This window comes from Halomonas sp. 3F2F, assembly GCF_014897805.1.
In the GTDB taxonomy this organism is placed as follows: Bacteria; Pseudomonadota; Gammaproteobacteria; order Pseudomonadales; family Halomonadaceae; genus Vreelandella.
Map to the genome: position 1 here is coordinate 1 of NZ_JABUZE010000032.1, position 19,381 is coordinate 19,381.

The 19,381-nt window shown below is 50.0% G+C and carries 19 protein-coding genes; 12 read left to right on the forward strand and 7 right to left on the reverse strand.

The features are described from left to right. Positions 1-57: 57 nt before the first annotated feature. Genes guaD through xdhA form a run of 4 tightly spaced genes read right to left on the reverse strand, consistent with a single transcriptional unit; the run spans position 58 to position 6,106 of the window. The gene (gene guaD / locus INT21_RS03215) at positions 58-1,371 is read right to left on the reverse strand and encodes a guanine deaminase (RefSeq protein ID WP_193084844.1); all 1,314 of its coding nucleotides are present in this window, start codon (positions 1,369-1,371) and stop codon (positions 58-60) included. A gap of 1 nt (position 1,372) precedes the next feature. After that, positions 1,373-2,245 carry a xanthine dehydrogenase accessory protein XdhC gene (gene xdhC / locus INT21_RS03220; RefSeq protein WP_193059773.1) on the reverse strand — a complete coding sequence of 291 codons (873 nt, stop codon included), beginning with the start codon at positions 2,243-2,245 and terminating at the stop codon, positions 1,373-1,375. Next, positions 2,242-4,665 carry a xanthine dehydrogenase molybdopterin binding subunit gene (gene xdhB, locus INT21_RS03225; protein WP_193084845.1) on the reverse strand — a complete coding sequence of 808 codons (2,424 nt, stop codon included), beginning with the start codon at positions 4,663-4,665 and terminating at the stop codon, positions 2,242-2,244. The genes xdhC and xdhB overlap by 4 nt, the downstream gene beginning before the upstream one ends. Beyond that, entirely contained in the window at positions 4,649-6,106 is a 1,458-nt protein-coding gene (gene xdhA / locus INT21_RS03230) for a xanthine dehydrogenase small subunit (RefSeq protein ID WP_193059775.1), read from the reverse strand. Before xdhA ends, xdhB begins: the two co-directional genes overlap by 17 nt. A 202-nt stretch (positions 6,107-6,308) precedes the next feature. On the opposite strand from xdhA, the gene INT21_RS03235 reads away from it, so the two are divergent. Both INT21_RS03235 and hrpB read left to right on the forward strand, forming a co-directional pair. After that, on the forward strand, positions 6,309-6,968 hold the full coding sequence (locus INT21_RS03235; protein ID WP_089038335.1) for a TetR family transcriptional regulator C-terminal domain-containing protein: 660 nt from the start codon (positions 6,309-6,311) through the stop codon (positions 6,966-6,968). A 20-nt stretch (positions 6,969-6,988) separates the two neighbouring features. Continuing rightward, positions 6,989-9,424 (forward strand): ATP-dependent helicase HrpB, encoded by a 2,436-nt coding sequence (gene hrpB / locus INT21_RS03240; protein ID WP_193059776.1) that lies wholly within the window; start codon positions 6,989-6,991, stop codon positions 9,422-9,424. A 41-nt stretch (positions 9,425-9,465) separates the two neighbouring features. Here the strand turns inward: hrpB and INT21_RS03245 are convergent, their stop codons facing one another. Beyond that, positions 9,466-9,681 carry a hypothetical protein gene (locus INT21_RS03245; protein WP_089038333.1) on the reverse strand — a complete coding sequence of 72 codons (216 nt, stop codon included), beginning with the start codon at positions 9,679-9,681 and terminating at the stop codon, positions 9,466-9,468. Between the two features lie 101 nt (positions 9,682-9,782). Beyond that, positions 9,783-10,142, reverse strand: coding sequence for a hypothetical protein (locus tag INT21_RS03250; protein ID WP_193059777.1), 360 nt, complete (start codon positions 10,140-10,142; stop codon positions 9,783-9,785). Between the two features lie 132 nt (positions 10,143-10,274). On the opposite strand from INT21_RS03250, the gene INT21_RS03255 reads away from it, so the two are divergent. The 5 genes from INT21_RS03255 to INT21_RS03275 all read left to right on the forward strand — a co-directional run bounded on the left by INT21_RS03255 (position 10,275) and on the right by INT21_RS03275 (position 14,849). Continuing rightward, positions 10,275-10,448 (forward strand): DUF2970 domain-containing protein, encoded by a 174-nt coding sequence (locus INT21_RS03255; protein WP_089038331.1) that lies wholly within the window; start codon positions 10,275-10,277, stop codon positions 10,446-10,448. 125 nt (positions 10,449-10,573) lie between these two features. Beyond that, the gene (gene coxB, locus INT21_RS03260; RefSeq protein ID WP_089038330.1) at positions 10,574-11,689 is read left to right on the forward strand and encodes a cytochrome c oxidase subunit II; all 1,116 of its coding nucleotides are present in this window, start codon (positions 10,574-10,576) and stop codon (positions 11,687-11,689) included. A 36-nt stretch (positions 11,690-11,725) separates the two neighbouring features. Then, the gene (ctaD, locus tag INT21_RS03265) at positions 11,726-13,369 is read left to right on the forward strand and encodes a cytochrome c oxidase subunit I (RefSeq protein WP_193059778.1); all 1,644 of its coding nucleotides are present in this window, start codon (positions 11,726-11,728) and stop codon (positions 13,367-13,369) included. A gap of 35 nt (positions 13,370-13,404) precedes the next feature. Beyond that, a complete protein-coding gene (locus tag INT21_RS03270) occupies positions 13,405-13,995 on the forward strand; it encodes a cytochrome c oxidase assembly protein (RefSeq protein WP_089038328.1) in 591 nt (196 codons plus the stop codon). After that, on the forward strand, positions 13,992-14,849 hold the full coding sequence (locus INT21_RS03275; protein ID WP_089038327.1) for a cytochrome c oxidase subunit 3: 858 nt from the start codon (positions 13,992-13,994) through the stop codon (positions 14,847-14,849). The genes INT21_RS03270 and INT21_RS03275 overlap by 4 nt, the downstream gene beginning before the upstream one ends. Before the next feature lie 4 nt (positions 14,850-14,853). On the opposite strand, the gene INT21_RS03280 is transcribed toward INT21_RS03275, so the two are convergent. After that, positions 14,854-15,045 (reverse strand): DUF2909 domain-containing protein, encoded by a 192-nt coding sequence (locus INT21_RS03280; protein WP_038483896.1) that lies wholly within the window; start codon positions 15,043-15,045, stop codon positions 14,854-14,856. Here INT21_RS03280 and INT21_RS03285 point away from each other — a divergent pair. The 5 genes from INT21_RS03285 to INT21_RS03305 all read left to right on the forward strand — a co-directional run bounded on the left by INT21_RS03285 (position 15,044) and on the right by INT21_RS03305 (position 19,203). Beyond that, on the forward strand, positions 15,044-15,754 hold the full coding sequence (locus INT21_RS03285; RefSeq protein WP_089038326.1) for an SURF1 family protein: 711 nt from the start codon (positions 15,044-15,046) through the stop codon (positions 15,752-15,754). The two genes, INT21_RS03280 and INT21_RS03285, sit on opposite strands and share 2 nt — an antisense overlap. A gap of 10 nt (positions 15,755-15,764) precedes the next feature. Next, on the forward strand, positions 15,765-16,271 hold the full coding sequence (locus INT21_RS03290) for a hypothetical protein (protein ID WP_193059779.1): 507 nt from the start codon (positions 15,765-15,767) through the stop codon (positions 16,269-16,271). 55 nt (positions 16,272-16,326) lie between these two features. Continuing rightward, positions 16,327-17,418: a COX15/CtaA family protein gene (locus tag INT21_RS03295; protein WP_089038324.1), complete on the forward strand. Its 1,092-nt coding sequence runs from the start codon at positions 16,327-16,329 to the stop codon at positions 17,416-17,418. Positions 17,419-17,574: 156 nt separating this feature from the next. After that, complete coding sequence (locus INT21_RS03300; protein WP_193059780.1) at positions 17,575-18,042, forward strand: DUF2489 domain-containing protein; 468 nt, start codon at positions 17,575-17,577, stop codon at positions 18,040-18,042. Between the two features lie 291 nt (positions 18,043-18,333). After that, positions 18,334-19,203 carry an OmpA family protein gene (locus tag INT21_RS03305; RefSeq protein WP_193059781.1) on the forward strand — a complete coding sequence of 290 codons (870 nt, stop codon included), beginning with the start codon at positions 18,334-18,336 and terminating at the stop codon, positions 19,201-19,203. Positions 19,204-19,381: the final 178 nt, after the last annotated feature.

The window sequence follows — 19,381 nt, forward strand, 5'->3', positions numbered from 1 at the left end:
CAGCCCAACATGGATTCCCGCTAAGGGCCTGCGGGAATGACGAGTTAACTTTGAAAATTAATCCCGTTGGTGCTGGCACTGCCCATTTGACCAAGTTTCATAGATAGCGCGATCATCAGCGAGCATCATCAGCGCAAATAAACGCTCGCCGAGTGTTTTGCTGTGTTGGATACGGCGCTTCAACAGTGATGTCGCATGAGGATCAATGACTACAAAATCAGCCTCGTACGAAGGGGCAAGCTGGCCGATATGGGTATCTAGGGAAAGCGCTTTTGCATTGCCATGGGTTAAACCGTAAAAAACTTGCCATGCGGTAAGAGGCTGTCCCCCTAATTGGCCCACTTGGTAGGCTGCCTTAAGCGTTCCAAACCCTGATAAATCGGTGCCTGCGCCGATATCGCTAGCATAGGTGAATGCCATGCCGGTCTGTTTAGCTGCTTCTCGGTCAAATAATCCGCTGCCTAGGAAAAGATTGGAGCTTGGACAAAAGGCAATATTGGCGCCTCGATCCGCCAAGCGTTTACGCATATCGTTATTCAGATGAATGCCGTGCGCGAAGGTACTGCGAGGGCCGACTAACCCCGCTTCTTCGTAAACGGCTAAGTAGTCGCGGCTACCAGGAAATAATTCAGCTACCCAATCTAATTCCCCACTGTTTTCAGCCAAATGAGTTTGTAGCCAAAGGCTAGAGTCGTTACGCAAGAGGGCGCCGGCAGCATCCATTTGCATTTTGGTAGAGGTGGGCGCAAAGCGTGGCGTGACGCTATAACCTAGTCGGCCATTGCCATGCCAGTCTTGAATAAGTCGCTCACTGTCTGCAATTCCAGACACGCCATCCATTAGGGCGTCAGGCGCGTTGCGATCCATTAATACTTTACCGACCAGCATGCGTAGCTGACGTTTTTGGCAGGCGGTGAAGAACGCATCCACTGAGCCAGGATGGCTTGAGCCAAATACTTGGGCTGTTGTCGTTCCCGCGCGAAGCATTTCATCTAGAAAAGCGTTCGATAGCGCTTCTGCATGCGCATGATTGGCAAAACGGCACTCTTCAGGAAACGTATAGTCATTTAGCCAATCAAGTAGTTGTCGGCCGTAGGAAGCCATGATGTCTAGCTGAACATAGTGAACGTGAGTATCGATAAAGCCGGGCATAATCAACTTGCCGCGATAATCAATAACATGGGCGTCACTTGGCAGTTGATCAGCGAGATCACCATAGTGGCCGACAGCCTGAATATGACTGCCTTTTAGCCACAGTAGCCCATCGCCATAATGCTCTAGGCTACCTGGCTGAGGTAGGTCATCATTACCTGGGTCGCGTGCAAAGCTGACAATTTCAGCGCGGATGAGCGTATCGATTGAGGAATTCATATTAACTCTGAGTCGTTTTCGTATCGTCAACAAGTGCACGTATTGCGTTCGGCTCAAGGCCGCGCATGTCTAGTGAGGCTGGCTTGTCCGTTAGCCAAAGCAGTTCGGTTACCACCGTCAAAGCAATCGCATAGGGGGTTTTGTTGCTAAGTTTAGTGTTATGAATACAGCCAATGGGACTGCGTACACGCTCTATTTCTTCAGCGGTGTAGCCTTCGCGCTGCAGTCGTCCTCGGAAGCTTGCCCATTTGCTATCAGAGCCGATTAATCCTATCGAGGCGATGTCATTGCGCTGTAGTAAAGCGGTGATAAGGGCGTAATCTTCATCATGGTTGTGGGTTAATACCAGTGCATGACAGTAGGGCGGCAGGGCTGAAGTTCCCTCTTGCGCACTGCTCAGCGTATGGCAACTGAGTCGGGATTGCTGCTGATCGCGTTCGTTAAATACATCTGCTCGGCTATCAAACCAGTGTACTTGCCAGGGGAGCGGTTCGCTAAGCTTTACGATCTCTCGTCCGACATGGCCAGCACCAAATAAAGCGATATTGGTAGCGGCACCAGGAAACACTTCCAGCAGCACATTGACATAACCGCCACAGCACTGGCCGCTGCGGCCACCTAGCGAGAATGCCTCTAAGTGAAAGCCTGCGCGGCCTTGCTGTAAAAAGTCTCGAGCAGCATGGATAGTTTGCCACTCGAAAGTGCCTCCACCTAGCGTGTCATAGATCGCCTCTTGGGTGATCACCATGCGTGCGCCGGGCTCACGCGGGGTTGAGCCCGCGCTGGTTACCTGAGTGGCCAACACGTGGGGAACACCGCTACGCTGCAATCGATCGAGTGCAGCGTGCCAAGTTTCTGCTGAGGGCTGTGTCATAGCGCTTTTTCTCTAATTGCGTTTGCAGCCAACATCACTCGCTCAGGGGTTGCGGGAGTGTCGAGATGGGGAGACTGTTGGTAATCGGTTAAGCTTGAAAGCGCATCACGTAGTGCAGACCAAACACAGATACCAAGCATAAACGGTGGCTCACCAACGGCTTTAGAACGATATAGGCTTGCCATGGAATTTGGGTGGCCTTCCAATAGTTCAACGTTAAAAATAGCGGGAAGATCACCAAACGTGGGTATTTTGTAGGTCGCAGGCCCGTCGCTAACCAGCATACCTTTATCGCTCCACTTAAGTTCTTCACTGGTTAGCCAGCCCATTCCCTGGATAAAGCCACCTTCTACTTGGCCAATATCAATGGCAGGGTTTAGCGAATTGCCAACGTCATGTAGCACGTCAACACGGTTAACTAAATATTCGCCGCTCAATGTGTCAACACTCACTTCGGCAACGGCTGCTCCAAACGCGTAATAATAAAAAGGGCGGCCTTGGCCCGTTGCACGGTTGTAATGAATCAATGGTGTCGCATAAAAGCCTTTTTCTGACAGCGAGATGCGATTGAGGTAGGCCGTTTGAACAAGCTCTCCCCAGGGGATGCGACGCTCGCTTTCATTAATCCCAGCAATCAGCATGCCATCTTCCAGGCGCATGCCTTCTCGGTCTAAGCCGCCTTCAAAATGCATCGCGGCAAAGTCGAACAATCTTTCGCGCAATTTACTGGCGGCATCTCGCGCGGCCATGCCATTGAGGTCGGCGCCGCTTGAAGCCGCCGTAGGGGATGTATTGGGTACTTTATCCGTGCGAGTTGCACTAATCCGCACGCTATCTAAATCCAAGCCAAGCTCGCGAGCCACTACCTGACAAATCTTGGTGTGCAGTCCTTGGCCCATTTCGGTGCCGCCGTGATTGATTATGATGCTGCCATCGGTATACACATGCAGCAGCGCACCGGCCTGGTTAAGGTGCTGGGCGGTAAATGAGATGCCAAACTTTACTGGCGTTAGCGCAAGCCCTTTTTTAATGATGGGACTGTTGCTATTAAATGCCTTAATAGCCGCACGGCGCGCCCAGTAATCACTATTGGTTTCCAATGTATCAACCAGCGTATGGAGTAACTGCTTTTGATCCACTGACTGCCCGTAGTGGGTGACGTCTCGCCCGTCGCGATAGAAGTTTCGTTTGCGTATGGTGAGAGGGTCTTCACCGACCTTACGCGCGATATCATCCATTGCAGCTTCGATAATCATCATGCCCTGAGGGCCGCCGAAACCCCGAAAAGCCGTGTTAGAAGCGGTATGGGTCTTAGCTCGGTGACCGGTGACGCGAGCATTGCCTAATGAGTAAGCGTTGTCGGCATGGAACATTGCACGGTCAACAATGGCGTCCGAAAGGTCAGGCGAGTATCCGCAGTCACCAATAACTGTTATGTCTCCCCCCTGGATGATGCCTTGCCGATTAATGGCTAGTCGGTAGCGATTATGAAAGGGGTGTCGCTTACCGGTCGCGCGCATATCATCACTTCGTGGTAGACGTATACGTGTGGCTTTTCCGGTTCTGCGGGCAATAATGGCTGCCATACAAGCCCAAGGAGATGCTTGAGTTTCTTTGCCTCCAAAACCGCCGCCCATTCGGCGTACTTCAACGGTGACAGCATGAAAGGGAATGCCCAGTACTTCAGCGACAAGTTTTTGGGTCTCGCTAGGGTGCTGGTTAGAGGTATGGACAATCACCCCTTCATCTTCGGTAGGCAGAACCAAGCACGCTTGTCCCTCCAGGTAAAAATGTTCCTGTCCGCCGATGAAAAGCTCGCCCTCAACCGTTTGCTCGGCTTGGCGCAGTTCCGCTTGCCAATCGCCTCGCTCTTGAACATGTGTAGGGCGAACCACATCATTGCGTTCGGCAGAAGCAACAGGGTCGAGGCTCGCTGGTTGTTCATCAATACTTAACTGGGCCAGCGTTACCGCTCGGCGAGCAGCCTGAAGCGAGGTAGCCGCAACGGCGAAAATACACTGGCCTGCGTAGCTAATTTCTTGATCAACAAAAATGGGGTCGCCTGGAAAGACAGGGCCGATATCCGTATGACCGGGCACGTCGTGAAAAGTGATGACATCGACAACGCCAGGCGCTTGTTTAACTGCTTCGAGATCAAGCGCGGTCAATGTGCCGTGTGCGACAGGAGATAGCCCCAGAGCTACATGCAGGGCATCTGCCGGTGCTTTGAGGTCATCAATGTAGGCGGCCTTGCCGGTAACGTGTTTTTCAGCGCTTTCATGGAAGCTAGCGGTGCCTGCTTGGCGCTGACCGTGGCTATCGACAGTATGGCGGGCAAGTGGGCCTGACCCTTGGATGTGGTCATGTAACTCTCGACGAGCTCGGCTGCTGTCGCCATCAAGTTTAGTGAGCGTACGCATGGAGCATCACCTCCTGGTTGGGTGACGAAAGCGATAAGTAGAGGCGTTCTAATAGGTTGAGAGCGGCTTGTTCTCGGTAGTATTGGCTACCCCGTACATCGCTCATTGGCTGAAACTCTTCAGCAAGGGCTTGCTGGGCTGCTTGAAAGCTAGCTTTGGAAACGGGCTGGCCCTCTAGCGCAGCTTCTGTTTGACTAGCTCGCTTGGGAGTTGCAGCCATACCGCCAAAGGCAATGCGAACATCCTCCATCACACCCTGATTAACACGGTAGCAAAACGCACCTAATACCGCCGTTATGTCATCCTCGCGTCGTTTAGAAAGCTTCCAGACCCTTAGTGTGGCTGATTCAGCCAGTTGAGGTATAAAAATACGACTGATGACTTCATCAGCAGCCAGCGCTGTTTTTTTATAGTCGATAAAAAAATCACTTAGCAACAGCTGGCGAGTACCGACATGGCTGGTAAGTTCTACCCACGCATTGAGCGCCAGTAGTACAGGTGGCGTATCTCCTATTGGCGAAGCGTTGGCGATGTTTCCGCCGAGCGTTCCCCGGTTACGAACTTGTTGGGAGCCGAGCCTGTGAAGGAGGTGTGCAAACGCAGGAAAGTGACTGCTTAATAAGGGCTCAAGTTGCGAGTACGTAACCCCGGCGCCTACCCACCAACCTGGTTGAGCTTGGAATGTCGCCTCTTCAATTTGGCGCAATTCAGCCACGCGAGTGGTATCAATAAGCTGGTTCAGTGCGGTAAGGCGCTGAGTGCTTTCCAGCCATAGATCTGTTGCGCCAGCCACAAGGCGTGCATCAGGATAGCGATATCTTGCGTCGGCCAACTCAGCCAAGGTGGTTGGCTGTACGAACAGTGGCTCACTCTTTGCGGTTGACTCCGGCACATGAAGCGGGTGACTGGCTGGCTGAGACGCATCGAACCACTGCGGTGCTTCCCAAGAGAAATCTTGCATACTCAATGCGGCGTCACGAATCGGTCGGTATCCCGTGCAGCGGCATAAATTTCCACCTAATGCGGCTTCCAGTGTTTCTGGTGTAAGAGGTGAGGGGCGCTGCTGTTGGTTGGCATGCAAGGTGAACAAGGACATGACAATTCCTGGTGTGCAAAATCCGCACTGGCTGCCATGGCACTCGATCATTGCGCGTTGAGCTGGGTGCAAGTTGCCTTCAGTCGCAAGCCCTTCAACGGTAATAACGTGCTGACCGTGAAGTTGATGAGCCGGGGTAATACACGCGTTGACGCTTAAAAAGCGGCTTTGCGTGTCGCTTGGATTGTTGATTGCGACTGTACAAGCGCCACAATCACCCGATGCGCAGCCCTCTTTTGTGCCAGTGATGCCCAAATGATCACGCAACAGCGTTAGAATGCTGGTGTCAGGGGGTACATGACACTGCTTGGGGGTGCCGTTGAGCAGGAACTCAATCGTAGCCATGCCAAACTCCGTTATGATTGTTCTGACCGATCGGTCAATATTGTTTAGCTTGAGACAAAAGAGCGCACCTTGCAAGAATTTGTTGCTAATGCGGCTGTCTGTGCACTTACACGGCCGGCGTCGATAAACCAATTATATGTAATAAGTCCCATGGGCTGACCATTGGTGCTTATCAAAAGCGCTTATTAAAGGAGCTTAATCAATGACAGCGGATACCGCTAACCATGAAAATGCCAGCAGAGATCGCATTGAACAGACCATACTGAGCGCTGCGGAGCAGGTGTTTTCTCAACATGGTTATCGTGGTGCCAGCCTTCAGGCCATCGCCGATATAGCAGGTCTTCCTAAGGCGAATATTCTCTATTACATGGGCAGTAAGCAGCTGCTTTATGTACGACTGCTTAATCGAATGATGAACCGGTGGAATGCGGTACTTGAAGATATAACACCTGAAAGTGATCCAGCTAAGGTATTAAGCGATTTTATTCGCACCAAGATGATGCTGGGTCAGCGTTACCCCGAAGGTTCAAAGCTATTTGCCGCCGAGATTTTGGCGGGTGCGCCTTTCTTGAGTAATTACCTCTCTGGTGAGTTGAAAGAGTGGGTAGCTTCCCGTGCAGAAATTATTCACCAGTGGTCTCAGCTAGGGAAAATGGATGATGTCGATCCACGCTGGCTTATATTCTTGATTTGGTCGGCTACCCAGCATTACACGGAATACAGTGCGCAGGTAACGGGGATATTAGGGACTGAAGTGCTCAGCGAAACGGATTTCGAGTCTATTTGCCGTTTTCTTGAGCATGTTATTTTGAAAGGATGCGGTATTTCAGCGTCGCATTTATCAAACGACTCATCAGTTTAGCTGCTATGCCCATATTGGCGATGTCTACGCTTCCCATTGAACAGCACCTCAAGCAGATTCAGGCGGCTCTCTCTGAACATAACCGCTTAATCTTAATCGCCCAGCCAGGGGCGGGTAAGACAACCCGCGTTCCGCTGACCTTGCTTAACAGCCAATGGGCGCAGGGCCAGAAGATAGTGTTGTTAGAGCCTCGGCGGGTAGCGGCTCGTTTGGCGGCAAGCTTTATGGCCGCGCAGCTTGATGAGCCTGTCGGTAAGACGGTTGGCTATCGTATGCGAGGGGACAGCAAAGTGGGGCCGCACACACGCTTGGAGGTGGTCACCCAGGGCGTCCTGACGCGTATGTTGCAAGATGATCCGTTGCTCGAAGGCGTCGCCGGTATCATCTTCGATGAGTTTCATGAGCGCAGCATAGAAGCAGATCTTGGGCTGGCGCTATCGCTGGATATTCAGCAAAGCATTCGCGATGACTTACGACTGATGGTGATGTCTGCGACGTTAGATGTTGCTGCTTTAAAAAGCGTATTGGGCAGCGATACATCCGTGATTGAAAGTACGGGGCGTGAATTCCCAATTGAAACGTATTATCGCCCTTTTAGTAGCGAGGAAGCGTTAGACGCTGCCGCTTACCGAGTGGTAACCGAAGCCTTAGCGAATGCCGGTAGCCGCGGCGTGTTGGTGATTTTACCTGGGGTGGCAGAGATAACTCGGCTAGTGCAAATGCTGGAAAATAGCACCTTTGATATTGAGGTGCGCGCTTTACATGGCGGCATGCCTATCGAGGCGCAACAAGCTGCATTGAAGTTACACGAAACTCGCCAGCGGGTGATTGTATCAACCGCCATTGCGGAATCCAGTGTGACAGTTGATGGCGTTAATGTGGTTATTGACGCTGGCTTGGAGCGTGTGCCGTTGTTTCAGCCGCGAACTGGGCTCACTCGACTAACTACCCGGCGTGTCAATCGTGCCAGCGCTGATCAACGTCGTGGTCGTGCAGGGCGGCAGCAGCCGGGTGTATGTTATCGCTTATGGTCTCAAGAGCAGCCACTGGTTGCTTACGGTGAACCTGAGATTGCCCAAGCTGATTTATCAAAACTTGCGCTTGAGGTTGCCGTATGGGGAGCGCGTTCGCCTGAAGAGTTAATTTGGATGACACCACCGCCTAACGGTGCATGGCAAAGTAGCCAGGCTTTGCTTCGTCAGCTTGGTGTTCTTGATGCAGCGGGTTTATTAACACCATTAGGTAAGCAAAGTGCGCGTTGGCCGCTTGAACCTCGTTTAGCGGTCATGCTGTCAAAGGCAGTGTCATTGGATGCATTACCGCTCGCCTGTGCTTTAGCAGCTCTGCTAGAGGGTAGAGAGCGTGTTAGTGGCTCGCTAAGAGATGCGCTGGCTCAGCGGCTCAGCCAACCCTGGCGATTTCCTCAATGGCAACGAGAAACCAAGCGCCTTATGGACATGGCTAGCCTTCAGATTCCACATAAGCTACCGCTTGAGCCGCTTAGCTATCTGCTGGCGATGGCTTACCCGGATCGCGTTGGTCAATTCATCAGTCCAGGTCGGTTCAAGCTGGCCAATGGCAAAACCGCCACGCTTTCCATTAGCCACCCCCTAGCGAATGAAGCATTTATCGTCGCTGTTAGCGTAGAGAGTGCCAGCAGTGAGGCAGCAATTTACCTGGCAGAACCGATTACGCAGGCAGCGCTTATTGACCTTTACCCGGCAACTCAACAGTGGGAGGAGCGTGTTACTTGGTCAGATGCCCAAGGAAAGCTTCTTGGTGAAGCTGTTCAGCGCCATGGTGAACTTGTGTTGGCAAGTCGGCCCTTAGCGGAGTTATCTGGAGAGGCTGTCCAACAGGCGTTGCTGTGCGCATTAAAGCAACGCCCTGCGGCGCTTTTTAATGGCAAGGTTAAGCAATTACAGGGGCGAATGGCGCTAGTGGCGAGTATTTATTCTAACGTATGGCCTGACTGGTCAGAAAACGCGCTATTAGACAGTTTGGATGTATGGCTGGCACCTTACATGACGGGTATAACACGCTTCAGTCAGCTAGAAAAAATGCCATTCCATACCTACTTAATGGCAACGCTCAGTTGGGATGAGCAAACCCATTTTGAGCGTTTAACACCATCGACAATAACGGCTCCTAGCGGTAATCGAGCAGCCATTGATTATGAGCCCTGCCTAACAGGAAGGCCGCCAGTGCTTGCTTTGAAGTTACAGGAAGCGTTTGGCTGGCAGGATACTCCCGCCGTTGCGGACGGTCATGTGCCGGTTGTCATTCATCTGCTTTCACCGGCAAAAAGGCCGCTTCAAGTTACTCAGGATTTACGCAGTTTTTGGTTGAATGGCTACCCAGAGGTGCGTAAAGAGATGCGTGGCCGCTACCCTAAACACCCCTGGCCAGAAGATCCAATTACCGCTCAAGCAACGGCATCTACAAAACGAAGATAACGTTAATAACACCGTTTAAAGAGAAGCCAGATCGAAGAAGGTCATTGCGTTTGCTCTTCAGGTATTTTACCTGGCACGCGATAGCGTACTCCGTCGGCACGCTGCTCTTCATAACGCCGGTTTTCTTCTTCTGGGGGCACGCCAAGCACAGTCTCTTGCGAGCCATCCGGCCAAGTGTAAGTTGTGCAGCCAGTCAACGATACTAAGACCACGGTTATTAACGAGAACAACGAAATAAATCCACGACATTTGGGCATATTAGGCTCCATCACCAGTCAAAAGCTGCTCTTAGCAAAGCGTGCGTAGTGTGAATGGCACGACTGTAAGTCGCAAGCTTAATCCCAAATTGTTAGATTTGTTAGATTTCTTCCCAAAGACTACGTCGAAACTCATGGGAAAGCTGAGATACCTTAGCAAAACGCTCAAGATTAGCATCGGTAAGCGTTTTGACCATTTCTTGGTAATGCTCAGTGAGTTCCTTAGCGCTGCAATTTTCTTTGCCATCAGTCAGGCATATCGTCAGTTTTTCGCTACTTTTAGCGATAGCTTGGAAAAGCTCAGCTTCCAGCTGCATGGCTTCTGTCACGCTCTCAAGCCACGCAATCTGACAACGCACCATTGGCATGGTACTCAATAGGCAGTAATGCTGCCACCAAGCTGCGATATTTTGGTTCGTGTCGTTGATGGATGAGGGCTGCTTTTTGTTTGTATGGTCCATAGTAGGTTCCTATCGAGTTTTTCAATTTGTGAGGCATTCTTCACAGGTTCTCCTATCTTCAACTATAGCTAAAGCTCTGCAGAAGAGTTGTTCATTCAGGCGACGCAATACGTGATAACGAGGAGAGGCGCAATGTGGTCAGTCGTTAAATCAGTACTGTCAGCACTGCTAGGCGTACAAAATGACCTCAAGCGGCAACAGGATTTTTCTAGCGGTAACCCCGCGGCCTTTATTGTGACGGGAATTGTAATCACGCTCGTATTTGTTCTGATCTTGGTCGGGATTGCAGTGATTGCGTCGCGATGAAGCGTTGATACACCTCACGATAGTTGTTCGTGACGAATGCCACATGTTTTCTATACTGACGTTAATCAGTTAATCCTGACCTAATAAAAAGGTTGGCGAGAACAACAATAATAACGGAGGTTCCTATGCATCTATCGTGGCAATGGCTGCTAACCATTACCAGTGCCTTCAGTATCACTCAAGCTCATGCTAATAGCTGGAATATGCCTGTTGGGGTCACCGATATCAGCCAAGATATTTTTGGTCTGCATATGGCGATTTTTTGGGTATGCGTGGTCATTGGGGTGATTGTGTTTGGGGTGATGTTTTACTCACTATTTAAATACAGACACTCAAAAGGGGAAAAAGCGGCGAATTTTCATGAGCACACCTCCGTAGAAATTCTTTGGACCGCTATTCCTATTCTGATTTTGGTTGGAATGGCCGTGCCCGCAACGGCGACGTTGAAGAGTATGTACGACGCTTCAGAAGCTGATCTAGATGTGATGATTACTGGCCAACAATGGCGCTGGCGCTACGAGTACCTTGGTGAAGATGTTGCGTTTACATCAAATATGAGTACACCAACTGAACAAATTCGTGGAGAAAAAGCGAGAGATGAGCACTATTTGTTAGACGTAGATGAGCCATTGGTACTGCCGATCAATCGTAAAGTGCGTTTTTTAATGACGTCAGATGACGTTATTCACTCTTGGTGGGTGCCTGAACTAGCCGTTAAGCAGGATACGATTCCTGGGTTCATCAATGAGAACTGGGTGAAAATTAATGAACCGGGCATCTATCGTGGCCAGTGTGCCGAGCTTTGCGGCGTTAACCACGGGTTTATGCCAGTGGTTGTGCATGCGATGGAAGAAGAAGAGTTCGAAGCATGGTTGGCAGAACGTAAAGAAGCCGCAGAGCAAGAGGCTATGGGGGTTGACCGGGAGTGGGAAATGGAGGATTTGATGGCGAGGGGAGAGACCGTTTATCAGACTATCTGTTCTGCCTGTCACCAAAGCGAAGGTCAGGGGGCGCCACCCGCATTTCCTGCACTAGCCAACAATAATCAACTGATTAGTGATTTAGATTGGCACCTGAATCGGGTTATTAACGGTGTTTCTGGCGCTGCTATGCCGGCATTCCGCAGTACGTTAAATCCTGTCGAAATAGCCGCTGTTGTTACTTATACCCGTAATGCTTGGGGCAATGAGACAGGTGATGTGGTGCAGCCAGCTACGGTGGCCGAACGTATTGCACAATAATTCAAGGTACTAACAATAAATCAGGCGGAGATGCTCATGGCGCCCAAACTACCTCCTCAACACTCGCTGCAACATAGCTCTACTGCAGCGGCTGGCGGTCATTCTCATCACGACCATGCGGCTCAGCCCAAAGGGATACTGCGATGGGTTCTGACAACCAACCATAAAGAAATTGGTTCTCTGTACCTGATCTTTTCTCTCACCATGTTTTTTGTTGGAGGCATATTTGCCCTAGTAGTGAGAGCCGAGCTATTTCAACCTGGTTTGCAGCTTATAGAGCCAGAATTTTTCAACCAAATGACCACCATGCATGGATTAATCATGGTGTTTGCTGCGGTAATGCCAGCGTTTACTGGGCTAGCCAATTGGATGATTCCGCTTCAGATTGGTGCGCCGGATATGGCGCTGCCCAGGCTTAATAACTTTAGTTTCTGGCTGCTTCCGGTGGCGTTTACATTGCTACTTTCTACGCTATTCATGCCGGGCGGTGGGCCTAATTTTGGCTGGACATTTTATGCGCCGTTATCGACGACTTACGCACCTGCCTCCACAACATTCTTTATTTTAGCTCTGCACATTGCAGGTATTAGCTCGATTCTTGGGGCTATAAATATTATTGCGACCATTCTGAATATGCGCGCACCTGGAATGCGCATGATGGATATGCCGCTGTTCGTATGGACATGGTTAATTACGGCTTTTCTATTGATTGCGGTAATGCCTGTACTAGCGGGCGTTATTACCATGATGCTGATGGATATTAACTTCGGTACCAGTTTCTTTGACGCTGCGGGCGGCGGCGATCCAGTGCTTTTCCAGCACTTATTTTGGTTCTTTGGCCATCCTGAAGTTTACATCATGATTTTGCCGGCTTTTGGTATTGTCTCAGCCATTATTCCTACCTTCGCGCGTAAGCCGTTGTTTGGATACGCGTCTATGGTGTATGCCACGGCAGCTATCGCGCTGCTGTCATTTTTAGTGTGGGCACACCATATGTTTATCGTCGGTCTTCCGCTAACAGCGGAGCTATTTTTCATGTACTCGACCATGCTGATCGCCGTGCCCACAGGCGTGAAAGTATTTAATTGGGTGACCACGCTGTTTCGTGGCTCGATCAGTTTTGAACCGCCCATGCTGTTTGCTTTGGCTTTCGTGGTTCTATTCACCATCGGCGGTTTCTCAGGACTAATGTTGGCCATTGCACCTGCGGATTTCCAATACCACGATACCTATTTTGTCGTAGCGCATTTTCATTATGTGCTAGTACCCGGTGCTATTTTTGCCATTATGGCTGGTGTCTATTATTGGCTACCCAAATGGACAGGTTATTATCCTAACGAGCGACTTGCTCAATGCCATTTCTGGTGCTCTATTGTTGGCGTTAATCTAACGTTTTTCCCTATGCATTTCGCAGGCTTGGCGGGCATGCCAAGGCGTATTCCCGACTATGCATTACAATTTGCAGATTTTAATTTGCTCTCCAGCATTGGTGCCTTCTTTTTTGGAGCGTCACAGCTGATGTTTGTATTGGTTGTGGTGATGTGTGTAAGAGGAGGTAAAAAAGCACCTGCAAAAGCTTGGGAAGGCGCAGAAGACCTAGAGTGGAGCGTCCCCAGTCCGGCACCGTTGCACACCTTTGAAACACCGCCAGTATTTAACCGTACCCATCATCATGACTAATTAGCTGTCCATCAGTGAATGGTCTAGGGGGATATATGGCAGTCAATGATACGGTGCAATCAGTTGGGGTTAAACGGACAGTCATTCGTACAGTAGCGGCGTTAATTGGGATGTTTGCCTTTGCATTCGCACTGGTCCCTCTTTATGACGTGTTTTGTAGTGTGACGGGCCTTAATGGCAAAGTGGATACCACGGCTAAAGCCATTATTCATGAAGAAGTTGATCAGTCCCGCTATATCACCGTGCAGTTCATTACCCGAGGTGGCGCGGGGTTACCATGGCGAATGAGCGTCGAAAACCGCCAAATGCGTGTCCACCCAGGCCAAACAGCTGAAGTTGATTTTACGTTTACCAACAACAGTCATGTCGAAAGTTGGGGGCGAGCTGTACCTAGCGTCTCTCCTTCAAGTGCTACGACGCATTTAAGAAAAATAAGCTGTTTCTGTTTCCAAGAGCAGCAGCTTCAAGGGGATGAGCGCTTGACGATTCCTCTGATATTCCAGCTAGCGCGTGACCTTCCTGAGGATATTAATACGATAACGCTGGTGTATACCTTGTACCCGGTTCATCACTTAGTAAAAGACATCTCGAAGAATGACAACAAAACGATAGGGGATTCGATATGAGTGGCGGCTACTATGTTCCTGCAAAGAGTCGATGGCCTATTCTAGGCTCGCTGGCGCTCGGGGCTATGATGGTGGGTACAGGAATTAAGCTTGTGTACGACACGGGTACCCCGTTCATGCTAATCGGTATGGCTTGTGTAATTACCGTCATGGGCTTTTGGTTCAGAGATGTTATTCACGAGTCAATGAGCGGATTGTACGATGCCCAAATGGATCGCTCGTTTCGATGGGGGATGGGCTGGTTTATTTTTTCGGAAGTGATGTTTTTTGCCGCATTTTTTGGCGCCTTATTTTACGTTAGAACGTTTGCTATACCCTGGTTAGGTGGTGAAGGAGCAAAAGGTGTTTCTGCGTTACTTTGGCCTGATTTTGTCGCTCAGTGGCCGTTGTTAAACCCTCCTGATTCGTCGGTGGCTGGCCCGGATAGTGTCTTAAGTCCATGGCAATTGCCGCTCGTCAATACACTAATTTTGGTAACGTCGAGCATTACTTTGACGGTTGCACATGAAGCTTTGAAATTAGGCGAGCGTAAGACGTGCAGAAACTGGCTGGCAGGTACTGTATTGCTGGGCTGCTGTTTTATTATGATTCAGGGCGTCGAATATTATGAAGCGTATAACCATTATGGTATTACGCTTGAGGCAGGAATCTTCGGCGCTACTTTCTTTATTCTAACGGGCTTTCACGGCGTTCATGTCATTATAGGTACGTTAATTTTAACCAGTATGCTGATACGTATACATAAAGGGCACTTTGCCCAAGATCATCATTTTGGTTTTGAAGCATCTTGTTGGTATTGGCACTTTGTAGATGTTGTATGGGTTGGGTTATTTATTTTTGTATACGTTTTCTAATCAATTAGCCTAAATCTCCCGACCAGAAGCCAAACACTAATAAGGCCATGAGTAGACATGTTAACCCAATGCGCCATTTAAGGGATGCTAGTAGCCGTCGCGAGCTGCTGTCATCCTTTAATAAAAAACCTGCGCCAGCCGCTAAACTAGCGACTATTCCAATAAAAACTAGGCCAATGAGCAGCTTTAACCACATGACGAAAACCTCTTTTGGGTCGCAACGTCTATACGTCTGGTGTGTGTTTTGGGGCGTATTAGTTTCGCTAGGTATCTTCCTAGGACTATGGCAGTGGGAGCGTGCCGCTGACAAGCGAGTTTTGTTAGCCGCTCGTCAGGCAGCGCCTTTGGTCAAATCGCCTACTGCTATGCCAGAAGATGGATCTGAGCTGCATTTGCAAGGAGAGTACCTCGCTAATCACACGCTTTATCTGGATAACCGCATTGTAGATGGGCGTCTGGGCGTGGCTGTGTTAACCCCTTTCCGAGACAGTTTTGATCAGTTGTGGCTTATTCAGCGGGGATTTATTGAGACAGGGCCAAGTAGGGCGGCGCCGCAAGCGGATACTCCAGAGGGCAGCGTATCCGTTTCAGGCGAGTGGCAGGTTGCGCGATCCGGTGGACCGCTATATGGCAAAAACAAGGAAGGGGTAAGGCTGCAGCAGATCAGTTTAACCCCGTGGGAATCAACATTGCCGGCCTTCACTTACACCGGCTGGCTACATGCTGACCAGGGTGAGGGGGTGTTTACGCCCTGGTGGGAAGCTAGCGTGATGCCTCCTAGTCGCCATCTTGGCTATGCTTTTCAATGGTGGGGGTTGGCACTTGCTGCGACAGTGGTCATGGTGTTGGGGGGACGTCGCCTGCGCAAAGATAGTCTTACAAAAGATAGCCTTACAGGTTGCTGAGGGGAAAAGCATGGAGCAACGCCAGCCAGTTCGTTATCCGCGAGTTAAGTTGTTGCTGATATTTGCAGCATTCGCGGCGCCTATTGTTACTGCGTGGATGATGTTGACATGGCAAATAGGCATACCTAGTGAAGATACTGCCCATGGTCAAGTGCATGTCAGCGTGCCCGCACTAGATGATTGGCCTCTGAGCGCTCAACCCGAAAAAAATGATGCGTGGACACTCGTGTTTGACTGTACTTCTCTCTGTGATGAGCGCATGGATGAATTGTGGCGTCTGCATCGAGCGTTGGGTCGAGAAGCTCCTCGGTTAGAGCGACTACGAATAGGCGGGAGTGCACAAGAGCTTCCAGGTGAAAAGGTTAGTCGTTGGCTGGCAGAACCTGCATGGCGAGAAGAAAATAGCGTCTGGCTAATGGATCCTTTCGGCAGGCCAGCGTTGTCATTTAATAATGCAGTGCCAGCAGCTGATATTCTCGATGATATACGTCATTTGTTTAAGGTTAATCCGCTATAGCAAACAATATACCGTTACTCTGCATGCTCGACCTCGCAGGTCGTAAGGAAGCAACGTGCCATATTCTACTGAGCGGCGCTTACAATGGCTGAAACGTTTAACCTTGGTCGGCACTGTGCTTACAGCGTTAGTGATTCTAGTTGGCGCATGGACGCGCTTAGTTGACGCTGGTTTGGGGTGCCCAGACTGGCCCGGCTGTTATGGGCGGCTGTTAGTCCCTGATGCCGAGCATGCTGCTCTACAACATCCTGATGTACCTCTTGTGCCTTTTAAAGCATGGGTAGAGATGGCTCATCGGTATGTAGCAAGTTTTTTAGGGCTTATCGTTCTAAGCGTAGTGGCGCTAGGTTTTTCATTGCGCAAGCGTCCAGGGTTTCCATGGAAAGTAAGTATTGCCTTGCTCGTTGTTATTCTGCTTCAAGGCGCGTTTGGCGCTTTTACAGTGACGCTAAAGCTTTGGCCACAAGTGGTTACTTTGCATTTGTTGGGTGGGCTAAGTGTGCTGATGCTGTTTTTTTGGGTGCATCTGCGAATTCGGCTCAGCTTGACAAGGCCTGTACCTACCTCTATCGACCATGCTTCTTTTTCCACACGTTATACCTCTCCATTTAAGAGTGCTAATGCGCTCTGGGTAATCGGCGTGTTGATATTAGTTGTGCAGCTTGCTTTAGGTGGCTGGGTATCCAGCAATTATGCAGGTATTGCCTGCCAAGGATTCCCGACCTGCAATACGCAGTGGTGGCCAGAAATGGATATAAGTGAAGGCTTCCACCTAACACAAACGGTCGGCCCTAATTATTTACATGGCCAGCTACATGCCGATGCACGTACTGCAATTCACGTTATGCATCGTATTGGAGCGCTTGCACTCGGTATTGTCTTGTTGGCGCTATGGTGGCGATATCGTACGGCTGCGTCTGTCGGGCGAGCGCTCACCTTGGTGGTAATTGCTTATTTTGCCCAAGTCGCGCTTGGCATTGCTAATGTGTTGTTGTGGCTTCCACTATGGCTGGCTCTGTTACATACCGCTGGAGCGGTTGCCTTGACCTTGTGTATGGGGTGGGCTGTTTGGTGTTGGAAATATCCTTATAATCAGTATCTTAATGAGGTGAATGATCTAAAGTCATCTCGGGTTCTCTTGACGTAAGGTGGTAACTAGAGGTTTTGCTGAGTCAAAAACAATAGAGGCTATTTGTTGTTGTGCTGTAACAAAGATGAAAAAATTGTGAAAGTGGTATCGTTGGGGAAATAGGGTGTACAATTATCGTCAAGCTTTCTACCTCTCCGTTGTGAAAGGAGCGTTATGAGTTCCACAGGAGCGTTGTTGTTATTCATCGTTGCAATTATTGTCGTTGCAGCCCTTGGTTTTTATGCCTATAAACTTCGCCAAGAGGTTAAGCGTCGAGAAGCGTTTCGGCTGGACGAAGAGCGTCGTGCCCATCAAAACAGCCTGGAAAATCTTGATTTTGTCGTTAGCGCGCTGGTGCAAGAGCAAGTCGACATTACAGAAGGGGCTTGGCGATGCAAAGTGTTGCTTGAGATTATTGATTCTAGCCTAACAGAGCGTCCAGACTTTCAAGCGTTTGCAGAGGTGTACAATCGTACTCGGCATTTAAAAACTCACTCCGCACGTAAGCAATTGACGCCACGAGAGCGAATGCAAGAAGATAAAGAGCGTATTGCTGTTGAGGACGATATGCGTCCAGCCGTACTTGAGGCAGCAAAAAAGGTAATTGAGTGGAGGTCCAAAGGATCTATGGGTCTTCATTAACCCTGTTTAACGAGCATAGGGGGCTATAAGTACGATAACCTATGTTTTTTGACGCTTATGGCGTCAATTTTGCTATGCTGAAAATGTCGGTATTGGCAAGAAGTTGATATCTCGGCATTGTTGCCTTCTGGTGATTAAACGTTAATCATAGGCAAACGTTCAGACATATGGTGAAAGCACAATATTGCCATGGTACTGAGCAGCGAAAAATGGATGCTCTCGCGAATTAGAAGCATTGGGATAGATTTGGTCTTTTGACCATGTCAGCATTGGATCAAGAAGGAGTCTTGCATGAAAAAATCAACGACTGGCTTGCTAATCGGTTCTGCACTGGTAGTGGGTTTATCAGGCTGTGCCAGCTCAGCATCACAATCATCTGGCCAAACCAGCGCAAGTAGCGATCGCGATTGGTATCAACATCCCTTCGTTTGCGGATTGGCAGGCAGTGTTATCGGCGGCAGTATTGCTTACGCAACGAGCGGCAATTCTGACGAAGATGAAAATACCGCTATTGGCGCAACTGCTGGTGCAGCGATCGGTGGCCTGCTATGTGCAGACCGTACGCCTGAGCCAGTAGCACCGCAGTGCCCAAGCTATGGTGAAGTGCCCGCAGGCGTTGCAGTGGATGCTGAAGGCTGCCCGCTGGACTCCGATGGTGACGGCGTGCCAGATTACCGTGATCAGTGCCCGGGAACGCCTGCTGGTGTAGCTGTTAACGCAAATGGCTGCCCACTCGATTCTGATAACGACGGCGTGCCGGATTATCGCGATCAGTGCCCCAATACTCCTGCAGGTGTTGCAGTTAACTCACTAGGTTGCCCTGACAGCGTTGTGTTGCAGGACGTAAACTTTGAGTTTGATTCTGCACAGCTAACTGCCCAAGCACGAGGTGTTCTGGACGGTGTTGCAGAGCGCCTGGTCAATAATCCTGATGTGCGTGTGAGCATTGAAGGTCACACTGACTCTCGCGGTGCTGATCAGTACAATAAAAATCTGTCGCAGCGTCGTGCGGAATCCGTTGCTGCTTACCTTGCCCAACGTGGCGTAGGTGCTAACCGTATGCGTGCTGTTGGCTACGGCGAAGAGCGCCCGGTTGCTAGCAATGATACCGATGCGGGTCGCGCACAAAACCGTCGTGTAGAAATGGATGAGTGGAACTAAGCCACGCATCGCTTTACATTAAAGGGTTAGGCCATTGTGCCAGTGATTAATGCCCTTTAAGCACGAAACGGGAGGCTTATGCCTCCCGTTTTATTTTACGGCCTGCTAAATTCTGGTAGGCTGGGCAACCCTCAAAAAGCACCTAATACTCTCGATCATTGATAGCGAAATGTGATCC